The organism is Candidatus Brocadia sp., from assembly GCA_021646415.1.
GTDB lineage: Bacteria > Planctomycetota > Brocadiia > Brocadiales > Brocadiaceae > Brocadia.
On record SOEU01000003.1, the window covers coordinates 59,917 to 74,845 of the forward strand.

Annotated in this window: 9 protein-coding genes; all 9 read left to right on the plus strand. The window is 38.3% G+C overall.

Features of this window, described 5'->3' with window-relative positions; genetic code table 11:
• Positions 1 to 10: 10 nt before the first annotated feature.
• The 9 genes from E3K36_04130 (at position 11) to E3K36_04170 (ending at position 14,871) form a co-directional block, all read left to right on the plus strand.
• A complete protein-coding gene (locus E3K36_04130; protein ID MCF6154438.1) occupies positions 11 to 679 on the plus strand; it encodes a PIG-L family deacetylase in 669 nt (222 codons plus the stop codon).
• Positions 673 to 1,737 (plus strand): radical SAM protein, encoded by a 1,065-nt coding sequence (locus tag E3K36_04135; protein ID MCF6154439.1) that lies wholly within the window; start codon positions 673 to 675, stop codon positions 1,735 to 1,737. Before E3K36_04130 ends, E3K36_04135 begins: the two co-directional genes overlap by 7 nt.
• Positions 1,709 to 2,401 (plus strand): acylneuraminate cytidylyltransferase family protein, encoded by a 693-nt coding sequence (locus E3K36_04140; GenBank protein ID MCF6154440.1) that lies wholly within the window; start codon positions 1,709 to 1,711, stop codon positions 2,399 to 2,401. The genes E3K36_04135 and E3K36_04140 overlap by 29 nt, the downstream gene beginning before the upstream one ends.
• Positions 2,394 to 3,521 carry a CBS domain-containing protein gene (locus E3K36_04145; protein ID MCF6154441.1) on the plus strand — a complete coding sequence of 376 codons (1,128 nt, stop codon included), beginning with the start codon at positions 2,394 to 2,396 and terminating at the stop codon, positions 3,519 to 3,521. The genes E3K36_04140 and E3K36_04145 overlap by 8 nt, the downstream gene beginning before the upstream one ends.
• Positions 3,454 to 5,175 carry a hypothetical protein gene (locus E3K36_04150; GenBank protein MCF6154442.1) on the plus strand — a complete coding sequence of 574 codons (1,722 nt, stop codon included), beginning with the start codon at positions 3,454 to 3,456 and terminating at the stop codon, positions 5,173 to 5,175. The genes E3K36_04145 and E3K36_04150 overlap by 68 nt, the downstream gene beginning before the upstream one ends.
• Complete coding sequence (locus tag E3K36_04155; GenBank protein ID MCF6154443.1) at positions 5,175 to 7,385, plus strand: hypothetical protein; 2,211 nt, start codon at positions 5,175 to 5,177, stop codon at positions 7,383 to 7,385. Before E3K36_04150 ends, E3K36_04155 begins: the two co-directional genes overlap by 1 nt.
• The gene (locus tag E3K36_04160; GenBank protein MCF6154444.1) at positions 7,386 to 9,572 is read left to right on the plus strand and encodes a hypothetical protein; all 2,187 of its coding nucleotides are present in this window, start codon (positions 7,386 to 7,388) and stop codon (positions 9,570 to 9,572) included.
• On the plus strand, positions 9,562 to 11,592 hold the full coding sequence (locus E3K36_04165) for a glycosyltransferase (GenBank protein MCF6154445.1): 2,031 nt from the start codon (positions 9,562 to 9,564) through the stop codon (positions 11,590 to 11,592). Before E3K36_04160 ends, E3K36_04165 begins: the two co-directional genes overlap by 11 nt.
• Positions 11,593 to 12,048: 456 nt before the next feature.
• A complete protein-coding gene (locus E3K36_04170) occupies positions 12,049 to 14,871 on the plus strand; it encodes a glycosyltransferase (GenBank protein MCF6154446.1) in 2,823 nt (940 codons plus the stop codon).
• Positions 14,872 to 14,929 lie beyond the last annotated feature (58 nt).

Here is a 14,929-nt window from a genome sequence, read left to right on the forward strand (position 1 = left end):
AGTAAAACCAATGAAAAAGATCTTAATAGTAGCCCCCCATCCTGATGACGAAACATTGGGTTGCGGAGGAACCATTTTAAAATATAAAGCCATTGGGAATCAGGTATATTGGCTCATATTAACAAATATTTTACAACAGGATAAATACGGAAAGAAGGCAATCAATTCCAGACAACAAGAGATTGATGCTGCCGCAAGAGCATATAACTTTGATGAATTCTTTAAATTAGATTTCCCCGCAACAAAACTTGATACGCTACCGAAACGACAAATAATCGAACGGGTAACTGATGTTATAGGTAAAATAAAACCAGAAGTTGTGTATATACCCAATAGAAGCGATGTACATTCAGATCATAGGGTTACTTTTGACGTTATGGTAAGTGCAACAAAAACATTTCGTTACCCATTTATTAAAAAAATTCTCATGTATGAAGTTATTTCAGAAACTGAATTTGCTCCGGCCGTGTTAGATAACGCATTCATTCCGAATAGTTTTTCTGACATAACAAATTACATGGATAAAAAACTTGCCATTATGAAGATATATAAAAATGAACTAAGAAGGTTTCCTTTCCCCAGGAGTAAAGAAAATATAAAGGCACTGGCAACTTTCAGGGGCGCAACTGCCGCGTTAAAATATGCAGAAGCCTTTACGATTCTTAAAGAAATATGGTAACGGACACCATGAAATTAAATGTTTACAAAATAAGACCAAACCAGACGTACCATGAAATTACTGTACGAGAGGACTGGAAAAAGCTAAAAAATCGCAGGTATTATGAATATCGTGGACTTTGGTCGGAATTACCAGAGAAACAGATAGTGTCCAATTTCCCCTTACACCTGGATATTGAAATTACAACTTTGTGTAATCTCCTTTGCCCGATGTGTCCCAGGACGCTGATGGTTGCCCAAAATAATTTTTTAAATCCGGGAATAATGATGCCTGAGGATTTCCAGTACATCATTGATCAAGGCGCAACTCATGGTCTGTACAGTATTAAATTGAATTACCTTGGTGAACCTCTGGTTCATCCCAACATTGTTGAATTTGTGAAGTATGCAAAGGATAAAGGTATTGAAGATGTTATGTTCAATACAAATGGATCACTTCTGACCGAAGAGATAAGCGAAAAGCTGTTAGAGGCTGGTCTGGATAAGCTTTTTTTGTCGTTTGATTCTCCATACAAAAAGCAATATGAACAGATACGATTTGGTGCAAAGTATGAGGACGTCCTGAGAAATATTAAAAATTTCTATAAGCTTAAAATGAAAAGATTCCCACATGTTCAGGTAAGGATATCTATGGTTATGATGTCTGATGATCCTGAATTAAGAAAGGATTTTGTCAAGCTATTTCAGGATACAGCCGATGCGATTGGCTTTGATGAGTATCGTAATCCTGATAACAGGAGTATAAAATCCATAGTTCATGGCTTTGTCTGTGCTCAGCTTTATCAGAGGATGTTTTTAAGATTGAATGGGAACGTAGGCGTCTGCTGTGCAGATAATTGGGGAAAATATATTGTCGGGTGCTGGAAAACAAAATCCTTGCACGACATCTGGCATAATGAGCGATATACTACAATTCGAAAGGCTCACGTGGAGGGGCTCTATCACACGATACCAATGTGCGGTGTCTGTACAATACCATCAGCCCAGGACAATGCCATGAGGCGGAATTTATCGCAAAGGAGGCTGACGAGTGATAGCCATTATTCCTGCAAGGGGTAGTTCTGTTGAGTTACCCGGGAAAAATATTCGTCCACTGTGTGGAAAGCCACTCATTGCATATACGATAGAAGCAGCCCTGCAGAGTAAAATATTTCATAGGGTAATTGTCAGCACCGATTACAGGAAAATTGCTGACATTTCGGCTTCTTACGGTGCAGAAGTCCCTTTTATGCGGCCTGAAGAGTTAGCCACCCATGAGGCAAAAAGTATGGATGTAGTAATTCATGCAATCCAGTGGCTGGAGCAAAACGAAAATTATATTCCTGATATAGTAACGCTTCTCCAGCCGACTTCACCGTTCAGGGATTCACAGACAATTGTTGAAGCTTATGCATTGTTTAAAGAACACAATGCCAGCCGTCTCGTCAGTCTCAAAGAATCGGATGATCATTATTACTGGATGTATTCTCTGTGTGATAGGTATTTGAGGCCTGTTTCAAGTGTGTTTCATACCGGGCACAGGAGACAGGACTTATCAAATATTTATTCTCTTAACGGGGCGATCTACATGGGGAAAAGGGACATCCTGATGAGAGAAAAAAGCTACCTGGGACCTGATACCGTAGGATTTGTAATGTCCCGCCAGAAAAGCATCGATATCAACGATATCCTGGATTTCTCCCTTGCTGAAGTTATTTTAGAAAAGGGGCTATTACATGTCTAATGATGGATATTTAAAAGACTTACTATCACCAGCTGATCAGATTATTGTAGGTGAAAACAGTACTTTTAAAGATGCGATAGCTTTAATTAACAATACACACAGCGGAATTGCCCTGGTAGTTGATAAGGAGAAAAGACTGGTAGGGATCGTAACGGATGGAGATATCAGACGGGCCATTCTGAACGGGATCATGTTGGAAGAACCCGTTAGAAAGATAATGGTCAGAAAACCGGTCACCGTTTCAATGGATTGTACAAAGGGCGAAATAAGCAGGAGTTTTGCAGATAAAAAGATTAGTCATTTACCAGTTGTGGATAAAGAAAACCGTATTTTAGGTATTTTCTATGAAACAAGTTTCAGAAAAGAAGGATTATTAAATATACCTGTTGTTATCATGGCAGGAGGCTTTGGCAAAAGATTGAGGCCTCTTACGGATAAAATTCCGAAACCCATGTTAAAAATCGGCGAGAAACCAATCCTTCAAATACTAATCGAAAAATTCAGGGATATTGGCGTAAACAATTTTTTTATAACGGTAAATTACCTTGCTGACATTATTGAGAATTACTTTGCTGATGGCAGGGCACTGAAGGTAAATATTACTTGCATCAGAGAAGATAAACCATTAGGAACGGCTGGATCACTCCGATTATTGCCACGGGATATTAACTCGGAATTTTTTCTTACAAACGCAGATATTGTGACAAATTTAGATTTTAAGGACATGCATAATTTCCACATAAAAAGAAAAGCAGACATCACCGTGTCGGTTAAGCGGCACGATCTCCAGGTACCTTATGGTGCAGTAACGATTGCAAACGAAAGGCTGATAGGTCTATTTGAAAAACCCGTGCTTAACATATATGTCAATGCGGGTATTTATATTTTAAATCCTGAACTTATCGATGCTATTCCCAAAGATACGTATTTTGATATGACAGATTTAATTGAGAAATCACTCAAGACAAAGAAAAAGGTCTTTAGCTATACAATAGATGGGACATGGGTTGATATTGGCTATCCGCAAGATTACGAACAAGCGATAAAAACGTATGATTATCTTGTTAAAGAGGAACAGAGAGGTCAATCACTGGCAGGCCATGAAATTGGAATATTCTAAAACAAAAATACTTTTTTACATAGAACCGCGGATAGACTTAGGGAACCCTTATCTGAGAGAATGGTGGCTGAACCATTTTACCCTGGACATCATCAATACCCTTAAAAAATCTGATAGTGCTGAACGATTTGAATATTGTATAACTATAAATGAACCTTTAGCACAAAAATACGGAATAATTGATGATGCAATAATAAAGATACTTCCACAAAAAGAATTGTTTCCTTTATTGATTGGAGATGCTGTTGAATTATCCATAGCGTGGTATAAGGAGACCTATACCGATGGACAGATGTCATACTACGTAGCTCTCATGAGGAAATATTTTTCCGATTTTGTTCCGGACATAATCATAACCTTTACCCCCGCACCATTCCTTAGAAAGGCGTTTCCCGACTCACTAATACTACACCATGAGGTAAGTTTTCTCAGTGAACCACCGTATCCTTGGGTGCCGTACCTCGACCCCCTGGGAATGTATTTTGGGCATTCATCATTCATGAATAAATTTCGAAATGAAATTAAAGAAATACCATTTACAACAGCACAACTGGATTACCTCAGTAAATTTAAAGGTACGTGCCAATCTATTATACGAAATAAATCTCCATATGATGGACTCTTAAATCCTCAGAAAGAGAAATTTGATCATCTGGTATTATTACCTTTAGTGGGTGTGAACCATTATGGTTTTCATGGACCATGTAAGTTAAATATAAAAAATGAGTATCAGTTCTTAGTACATATTCTGGAACAAATTCCTCAAAATATTGGTGTGGTAGTAACCTATCCCCCTCAACTCTTAAACCCTTGCAGTAACGAAACAATTGCTTTTCTAGAAAGGCAATATCCTCATTTTATCTATCACGAAGATTTTGGAAAATACTTGGGTGTATCACAATATCTACTAGCCTATGTTGATATGGTAGTTGGGTTAGGTTCCAGCATTTGTTTTCAGACCCTTCTGTGGGATAAGAAATTTTTAGACCTTGGAGACATGGATTTTATCGCAGACGCCTCTGATCTTGATGCAGTAGAAGAAGTACTAAAAAGAGACCGTCAGAACAAGGACAACATCCTTTACTGGATGCTTACTCGATATACAATTCAAAAAAGCTATCTATATAACCCGGAGTGGCTTTCAAAGTTTTTCATAAACTCACTTGATAAGTTTAGAAACGGAGGCATAACCTTTGATTTCTTTGAGCCTATTGATAGCGACGAAAAAATATTTGAAAGCTTCATGAATGGTCTTGACGGAAACATACCCCGGCTCAATCCCCTTGTATCATATAGCAGACTAAAAAAGTTCTATGATGATTTTAAGCCAAAATGTGATGGGTTTCATGTTTTTCAATTTCTGGAAGATATGATAAGCAAGGGTGTGGATGCTGTTGTTGCAGGTAAAAGAAACGAGGGATTTTCCATTTTTTCTGAAATGCTTGAGAGGGTTAATAATATTAAAGGAACCCTTATGAATAATATGGCAATAATTCACATAAACGAGGGAAGATTGGATGAGGCAGAACAAATTTTCAATGCCCTCATAAATGAAGGATTCAACATTGACGCCATAAGGGAGAATCTTCAAAAATTACAGCATCTCAAGAATAAAATAACCCAAACCACTCCATGTGTAGCGGAGAATAAATAATGAAAGTCCTTCTTTTAGGGTTTGGAAATGCAAAAGGCAGGTTTAATCCACCCTCAACCCACTGTGAAAACTATATTACCCGCAACATGGGAGAGTATGAAATCATAACATTTGGTTATAACGACGGGGTTGATATCCTAATTAATCCGGAAGACGATCTAGAAAAGGTGGTAGAAAGGCTTCCAAATGGATGGATGCCTGATATTTGTTTGTTGTGGATGGTCGAATGGAATTTATTGCCACGGGGGATTGAACGTGCCCCGTTTCCAACCGTTGCATGCATATTCGACTGGGACTATGACATACCATATTCCAAGACGTGCATTGAGTCTGTTGATCTGACAATAGTAACGGGTGATTATGATAAAGAAGCGGTTAAGGCGCTTGGAGCAAATAATGCAGAGGCATTCTATTTTGCAGGAATTATGAGAGAATTCATTGATCCCCATCCAAAAAAAATTAGAGATAGAAAATTAGATATCCTTTATACAACCTGGATTGACGACTCTGTCCAGCCAGGCCGTTCTGCATGGATATACAGGCTATGTTCCCTTTCTGATAAGTACAACATCCATGTTGATAAATCTCTTAGTTACACTGAATACATCAGTCTCCTACGAGAATCTAAACTTGTTTTATCGTATAACAGGCACGGGTCAATGACGGTTCGAACAACGGATGCAGGCGGACAGGGAACTATTGTCCTTGAAACTGGCGATGGTGCAGAAAGATATTTTGTTCCTGACGAAGATTATATTTATATAACCGAAAAGGATTTTGCTGAACAAATTGAGCGGTTTCTTAATAATGAGAGTGCATTACAGGAAATGTCAGACAAATTTTATGAAAAGATTACTAAAGACTTTGAGGCGAGAAAACGTTTTATCGAAATGCTGACATTTGCAGAACGGTATTTGAAAAATAAAAAATCAGAAAGAAAGTTTAATTCATATACTGAGCACGAAAAATGTATCCGAAGAGGTGAAAATTACTACTATGCGTATTTAAGTGGTTCTTACGGAACTTTTTTTATGAACCCTGGTAGTAAATTCCTGGTGCTCAGTGCCGGAGAATTCAAAAATGCACTTGCAATCAAGACAACCCCGAGAGTACTGACAAATCTTGCGATTGTTAAAACAACATTCGATTATCTATTTCATAAAAATGAGCTGTTGAAAAATAAGGCGAAAGAGATCATACCTCTTTTAGAACAAGCCATATCCGCATATCCTTCCTATACCATGTCGTACTTTCACCTGGGAATTGTACATTTAAGAGTCGGTAATTACAGAGAAGCTTTAAATGCGTTGAGTGATGCACTCAGTTCGTTCAAGGATAAAGAGAGTTATATCGACCCCTGGTGTTTGCAAAATCGTGATTATGATGCATTCAATTTGCTTATAAGAAGTTCACTGAATGAAAATCTATCTGTAGTAAGCAGCGGGCATGAGAAGTATGCAATGGACAATATAAGAAACCTATATCAATCTTTGATACTCTATTTAATTTCCACGATTGAAGATCATAAAAGGAATATTTACAAAGGGCTTGAAGCATGCCTGGCATCTTACCAATTATATCCTGCATCGGGTTTAATTGCCTGGAAGGTGGCTAATAGATTGGCCATGCTCGGTTTCAAAGAAGAGAGTCTTATGATGTATAAAAAGGCGAGCAATTCTTTACCATTAAACATTGACCTCAGAATTGAATACATCAAATTATTATACCTGTATCGAAAGGATAAAGAATTAGTTGAAGATGTGAAAGATGTCTTTACGATAACGAAGACAGTCATTGCAACAAGAGAAAAGTCAAATGAATTTAAGACTATATTTGCCAGTTTTAAGAGGTTTAGTTCTGATACATGTTACTCTCAATATGATGCCCAGGAATTAATACTTAATTTCTGGGTGGATGCCCTTTTTATCTGTCTGAAAGCAAACCCAAAGGATATAAATCTTATAAAAAGAATTATTGAAATATGGGATGAACTTGGAAGAACAGATAAAATTCTAGAAATATTGGAGGATTATACCACCAATCATTACAGAGAACATAAAACAAATGGTTCGATCCAGCAATATATTACCGATATTTGCAATAACCTAAAAAAAAGGATAGATAGAGACAATAAAGTGTTCTATGAAAAACTCAATGTATTGAATCCATTTGCACATCAAATATTATCACAAAGTAAAGGAGTTTTATAAATGAGGGTGCTTTTGTTAGGACTCGGAAATGCTCCTCCAAGATTTCATTTCGCCTCTATCCATTGTGAAAACTATATAGAGAGAAATACAGAAGGGCATGAAATAATAACCTTTGGGTACAATGAAGGAGTTGATATCCGGATAAACACGGATGACGATTTTGAAAAGGTCGTTGAAAATCTTCCCCATGGCTGGATACCTGATTGTTGTATCTTGTGGGAGGTTGACTGGAGTCTTTTACCAAAGGGGATAGAAAATGCCCCATTCCCCACGATTGCCATACCCTGGGATTGGGATTATGACATCCCCCTTTCCAAAAATTGTGCAGAATCAACCGATCTTTTGATATCCTTTGGAGATTTTGAACAAGAAGCCCTCCAGACAATGAATACCAGTAAAGTCGAAAAGTTTTATTCCGTTGGAATAATGGAAAAGTATTTTACTCCTTATCCCAAGAAAATTCAGGATAGAAAGTATGATATCCTTTACACAACGGGAATAAGTGACACAGAAAAATTAGATCGTTCTAAATGGGTCCTTAAGCTGTGCGAACTTTCTGATAAGTATAATGTAACTATAGATGAACACAGTCCAGATTTTGATGGATATATTGATTCACTGCGCGACTCAAAGCTGGTCTTATCACACCACCGGTATGGGTCAATGTCAGGTCGAATTTTAGATGCAGGGGCACAGGGAACTGTAACACTTGAAACAGGCTCTGAGGTCGAGAAACATTTTGTTCCGAATAAAGAATATATCCCAGTGAGCGAGGAAAATATTTTTGATCAAATAGACAAATATCTGGGGAATCAGGCACTTTTGCAGGAGATGTCAGACAGGGTCTACTCTAAAGTAATCAGGGAATATGAGGCAAGAAAACGTTTTGTATGGTTTTTGGAGTTTTTAGACAAAACACTGAAAAGCAGAAAATCTCTCAAGAAAGTGAATACTTTTACAGAGTATGAGAGGCATATCCGAAGAGGTGAGATATATTTCTATTCGTTTTTCAGGTCTACAAGTTATTTCATTGTAAATAGCGGTAATAAGCTCATAGAGTCATGCATTGAAGAATTTGAAAAAGCTGTAGCCATTGAACCTACCCCCCAGGCTATGACGAACCTGTCAATTGCCCGGATAGCATATGATTTATTGGATAACAGAAGGCAATTTTTAAAAGACAGGATACCAATTGATATTGATTTATTGGAAAAAGTTATAGCTTCTCATCCGCTATATGTAATGGCGCATTATAACTTAGGGCTATTACAGATGAGAACCAACGATTACAAAGGAGCACGAAATACCTTTTCCGTAGCAGTTAAACTGTTTGAAGACAGTAAAAGCCAGTTAGATCCATGGTGTTTGCATAACCGCGATTTCGATTTATTTAACAACCTTCTGAGGAAGCCTCTCAACCACAACCTGTTGTTATTTTGTAAAGGCGAAAAAGATTTAGCAATGAATAGTGTGAGAAACTTATATCACGCAGCAACACTATTTTTTATCTCTCTGATTGAGGAAAACGAGGGAAATATTTACAAGGTGTTAGAATCACTTCTTAAAGCTCATTCCCTCTATCCCGAATCTGGATTAATTGCAATGAATGCTGCAAAGAGGTTATACCTCCTCGGATATAGAGAAGAGAGTCTCAAAATGTATGAAAAGGCACTAAGCCTACTACCACTACATATTGACCTGAGAATTGAATACATTAAAATTTTATATTCGTACCACATGAACACAGAAGGAATGAATGAACTTGAAAATGCATTAAATATTTCTTGCAGAATTACAATGTTGAAAGAAAAAACTGCCGCATTAGAGGCATTAAAAGAGGGATATTCAAGTTCAGGATATACATATAATCTCAGTAATGAAAGATTTCTTAATGATGTGGCAAAAATGCTTTATGCTTTTCTGAACAAAGACCCTCAAAACTTAACCTTAATATCCAGGATTATTGATATCTGGTATGAACTTGGACGTACAGATAAGATGTTTGCAATTGTAGAAAATTACTTTTCAAACTATTGTAAGAAGACGACGATGGGCAACATGGATTGCTCCCTAATCAAAGAAATTTTAAGAAAGCTTCAACAGTCGAACGATACACGAGGTACGATTTTTCATGACAAATTCAACCACCTGAAAGGACTCATTGAAACGTTAGAAAATGTCACTTAATAATACACACGAGACAAATTTAAACCCTTGCACAAACAAGTTAGTTTCAGTTATCGTTCCAACTTTCAACCGGCCAGATACCTTGAAAAGTGCCCTCGAAAGTATTGCTGCGCAGACCTACAGGCATATTGAAGCAATTGTGGTTAATGATGCCGGAGGGGATGTTTCAAATATCATTAAGATCTTTCAGAACCAACTCGCTATAAAATATATTGTCCATGATGTTAACAGGGACCGTGCTGCTGCGAGAAACACGGCTATTAAGCACGCATCCGGCCAATATATTGCTTATCTCGACGATGACGATATCTTTTATCCCTGTCATATTGAAACGGCACTTAAAGTACTAACCAATACGAATTACAAAGTAGTTTATACAGATGCCTACAGGACACATCAGATAAAATGTGGTGATGCATATCAGGTGATCGGCAAAGACATCCCCTACTCCATTGATTACGTTAAAGGTATCTTTTATACGACAAACATTACGCCCATCCTTTGCGTAGTCCATAATAGATCCTGTTTCTATGAAGTCGGGATGTTTGATGAATCCCTGCCAGTTCTTGAGGATTGGGATTTGTGGATACAGATGTCAGAAAAATATGATTTCTACCATATAAAGCAGGCAACGTGCGAATTTAGCTGGAGGGTGGATGGGACATCAACGACAAGCAGCAGACAGGATGAATTTGCACGGGTCCGAAAACTAATATATAAAAAGTACCATAAACGGTTCTCAGAAACAGGTATTCAGATATCTCCTTGTTCCCGAAAACTGGTATCTATTATCATCCTTACCTGGAATGCCTTAGAATATACCAAAAAATGTATCAATTCAATCCGGAATCACACAAATTACCCGCACGAGATCATTTTTGTGGATAATGCATCAACGGATGGAACCATTGAGTATCTCCAGAAATTAATTAAAGAAAATCAGAATTACAAACTTATTAGAAACTCTATAAATAAGGGTTTTGCAGCAGGTAATAATGAGGGTGTTGCCATAACCAGCGGAGAGTACGTCATGCTGCTTAATAATGATGTCCTCGTGTCTGATGGATGGCTGGAAGGCCTGGTAGTGAGTCTGGAAAGGGACGAAAGGATTGGCATGGTAGGGCCCATCACAAACTCTATCAGTGGCAGACAGATGGTAAGAGAAATTCCCTATACTGATGAAAATGGATTTCATGTCTTTGCACAAGAGGTGAGAAATACATATTACGGAAGACTAACTCCACGATACCGTATTGCCGGTTTTGCGGTATTGATGAGAAAAGCGCTTTATGAAGAAGTAGGCGGTTTAGATAAATCCTTTGGCACAGGAAACTACGAGGATGATGACCTATGTTTAAAAGTCTGCGAAAAGGGTTATGCAATTATGGTAGATGAAAGTGTGTTCATCCATCATTACAGAAGCCAGACCTTCATTGAAAATAAAATTGATTACCGGAGCAGCCTGTCTGCCAATGAATCCAGGTTCAGAGAAAAATGGCCCAACGTTGACTATGAGCAGCTGCTTGAATTACACAGTAGTTTGGTTGATGAGAATATTGCCCTCGTCACTCAAGGTCAACAGGCACTGGAATCAGGAAATATAGGTGAAGCCATCGAACTCTATTCGAGGGTACTGAAAACCAATCCTATTGATGACAATGCTCTGTACGGAATGGGGCTTATCTTTCAAATGAATGGGATAACTGAAGAAGCCATTAATGCTTTTAAAAAAACCATAAAAACGAATCCGCACTTCATTGATGCTTATCATAGCCTTGCCCTTCTCTATGCAAAGACCGATCAAATAGACAATGCCATTTCTACACTCAAAAAGGCAACCAAATTGCAGAAAGGTGAGGCCTCCGCTTATAACAATTTAGGTGTATTATATTTCAAAACAAATATGTATAATGATGCCAGAATTTGCTTCGAAAAGGCATTATCAATTGATGCCAATTACCAGGAGGCACAACAAAATCTCAAAAAGATATCCGAAATACTGGGAAAAGATCATCTGTAAATTTAATGTGAATTTATATTCAAAATGATGTTTAAATTTCGAATACCATAAAACCTGGGAACGTTTAATATTTTAACGACTTCATCCATTTTTCCTACAATTGTTCTTCATCTTTTAAAATCCACCATTATATTTAACCCTTTTAGTATCTCATGAAGGCACGGCAACGTTTTAGGCCACTAGGACGCCAAGTCACAAAGAAAAACTTCGTGTATTTGTAGCAAATTTGAATTTACTGTTTGGTACAAATATTGCTCATTGCAAATAACAATGATCATATTTCACTGTTCAATTTTGCTAACTTTAATTTCTCAATGAGAGATTTTGACATTTTTAGCAAATTAAATGAAAAATGGTAGGGGAGCGGGGTAACCCTGCCCCTACTTTGCAATTTATATTTTTCACTTACCATCTTATACTTCCGATTCTTTTAGGTTAGATACTCATTATTGCACTATGCCAGCATCCCCAGCTCAAAAATATTTTAACCAGGCACAGACGTTCAAAGAAAGCGGACTTTTGGAAAAGTCCATTGCATCTTATAAAAAGGCCATAGAAATCGATCCCTGTTTTATTAGTGCATACTATATACTCGCTCTTCTCTATCATCAAACCCAACAATTAGATAACGCCATTATTCATTTTAAAAAAGTAATAGAATTAGACCCCAATGATGCATCAGCATTCAACAATTTAGGTGTTATATTTTTTGTAAACAACCGGCTTAATGAGGCAAAGATGTATTTTGAAAAGGCATTATCACTTGATGCTAATTACAAAGAAGCACGGGATAACCTGGTAAAAGTTCAGAAAAAATTACAAAATACTGCCCCGTATACTCCATATCAACAATCTGTTGGGTATTATTGCCGCAAAATCGGATTCGTATCATTATGGTATGAACGAGGACAAGCATATGTGACAAAGGCCATCCGGGATGTGTTAGCCAGCGATCATACCACCTTTATCTTTGCAAGAAATGGGGGAACACTTGATAAGCCTATGCTACAAACTACAGGCGAATGGGATATCCCCAATCTTATTACTCATCCGACATATCAGATACCGCATGCCGTATTGAAAAATTGGATCATAAACAACAATCTCGACATAGTTTTTTTTAATGAAGAATACGACCTTGAATTAGTTGCAACAGCAAAAGAATGTGGGGTGAAGACAGTTGGATACTACGTCTGGGAACTATTTGATCCGCAATTCACCACTGCGTGTAAGCGTCTTTATGACAAAATTATATGCCCCACAAAAGCATGCTACGGGAAATTAAAAAAACTGGGAATGGATAACGCTGAGTATATCCAATGGGGAGTTGACTTAAACCTATTTAAACCCATTGAGCGACCTGTAAATAAGCGGGTAATATTCTTCCATCCCGCCGGATGGGGAGGATTACACGCCCGTCGTGGAACTCAATTTGTTATTGATGCATTCCAGAGACTGAACGATCCAAATACGGAGTTGCTGATCCATACGCAGAACGGCTCAGGCATTCAGGAAAGCAATAACATCAAAATTATCTCTGGAACAGTGCCACGAGAAGAAATAATCCAAATGTATCAGAACTCAGACGTAGCAATACTTCCATCCAAATGGGAGGGACTGGGCTTAACCTTTCTTGAAGCTATTGGTTGTGGATTACCCATTATTACCGTTGATGCCCCACCCATGACTGAATTCGTACAAAACAACAAGACTGGGTTCTTGTGCCGTGTTGCAGAACTGCAGAGCTATCCCGGTATCTTCGTTGAAGGGGTACATGTGGACATCGATGACATGGCCGGAAAGATGCGAATGATGCTAAATACAGACCTCCGTTCCACTATGCATGAAAATGTCAAGGCACTTGCCCCAAAATTTTCAATCACGAATTTCAAAGAAAATATTCTGGGCCTTATTCACGATATAACCAAACGAATTGATGACATACGCCTTAATCTCGGATGTGGAACTGATATAAGACAAGGATATGTTAACATCGATCAACGTTCGATACCGGGGGTGTATCAGTTAGCAGACGTATCAAAACTTCCATACAAGAACGAATCAGTGATCGAAGTGCTGGCAAATGACGTCATAGAACATTTCCCCCGTGAACAGACAGAAGCGGTACTTAACGAGTGGATACGGGTATTAAGACCGGATGGGACGCTCAAGGTTCAATGTCCTGATGTCCGTACACTCGCACATGGCTTAATTTCTAATGTAATACCAGTAAATGAATTCTCCAGGCGGATATATGGTGGCCAGAATTACAGAGGGAACTTCCATTACGCAGGCTTCGATATTCCGGAAATGAAGCGAATGTTACGACGATTGGGAATGAGGCCGCAGCGGGTCTCCGCTTATAACGGTAATTTTAGTATTACCGCATGCCGAAGATTTCAGCCGGAGGCGCGAAAACTACGCGTCATTTTAGTGGGTGTGCGTCTCAGTAATTATCCATGGGGTACTGAAAATTTCATTTACAAATCCCTTTCAGAATCCGGTCACGATGTATTTGATTTTGACTTGAGGCGTGACTGCAATCGGATTGATGAATTTCACAAAATACCGGCTGACCTTGTAATCGCATACAAGGGATCCGGCTTAAATCCACGGCTTCTGGAAATGTTAAGCTGTCCAGCAATCCTCTGGTATCCGGATGATGTGCTCACGGTACAGCATGCCCAGGAGGATTTGCAAAGTAACGGATATGCATACGATCATGTTTATTACTTTGATCGAGCTGGACTCGAAAAATTACGTCAGATGGGGATTGAACACAGTACTTTTCTGCCTTTAGCTACAGACCCTACAATCTATAAGTATTTGCCGGGAACAGAAAAGAAGCATGATGTTGCCTTTGTTGGAAACATATATCCAAATCGTCGCGCCCTCCTCGACCGATTGAAGCAAAAATTCAACGTTTTGGAAGCTAAGGCATTTATGGGAGACATGGTTCGTATATTCAATGAGGCAAAGATTGTTCTGAACCTGGGAATTGGAAAAACTGGTTATCAATTACGGGTTTTCGAAGCTCTGGGATGCAGATCCTTTCTGCTTACCAATGAAATTAATATGGATGACCGTTTATTCAAAGACAAAGAGCATCTTGTTTATTTTAATGAAAAGAACATTGAGGATCTTATCAGCTATTATTTGAATCATGACGAGGAAAGGGAAGCAATTGCAGAAAATGGTTATCGAGAAGTTTGTGCAAAGCATACCTTCAAACATCGCGTAGCTCAAATGCTAGTTGACGCGGGGTTTGTCACCATGTGATATCTTGCAATCTCATCGACTCATGGGTATAACAACGCTCACAGCAATTAATCTGTGC

Excerpts from the sequence above, each read along its gene's own strand:
- E3K36_04165 (MCF6154445.1), top strand. The coding sequence starts at position 9,562 with ATGTCACTTAATAATACACACGAGACAAATTTAAACCCTTGCACAAAC.
- E3K36_04145 (MCF6154441.1), top strand. The coding sequence starts at position 2,394 with ATGTCTAATGATGGATATTTAAAAGACTTACTATCACCAGCTGATCAG.
- E3K36_04130 (MCF6154438.1), top strand. The coding sequence starts at position 11 with ATGAAAAAGATCTTAATAGTAGCCCCCCATCCTGATGACGAAACATTG.
- E3K36_04135 (MCF6154439.1), top strand. The coding sequence starts at position 673 with ATGGTAACGGACACCATGAAATTAAATGTTTACAAAATAAGACCAAAC.
- E3K36_04160 (MCF6154444.1), top strand. The coding sequence starts at position 7,386 with ATGAGGGTGCTTTTGTTAGGACTCGGAAATGCTCCTCCAAGATTTCAT.
- E3K36_04170 (MCF6154446.1), top strand. The coding sequence starts at position 12,049 with ATGCCAGCATCCCCAGCTCAAAAATATTTTAACCAGGCACAGACGTTC.
- E3K36_04155 (MCF6154443.1), top strand. The coding sequence starts at position 5,175 with ATGAAAGTCCTTCTTTTAGGGTTTGGAAATGCAAAAGGCAGGTTTAAT.
- E3K36_04150 (MCF6154442.1), top strand. The coding sequence starts at position 3,454 with ATGATTATCTTGTTAAAGAGGAACAGAGAGGTCAATCACTGGCAGGCC.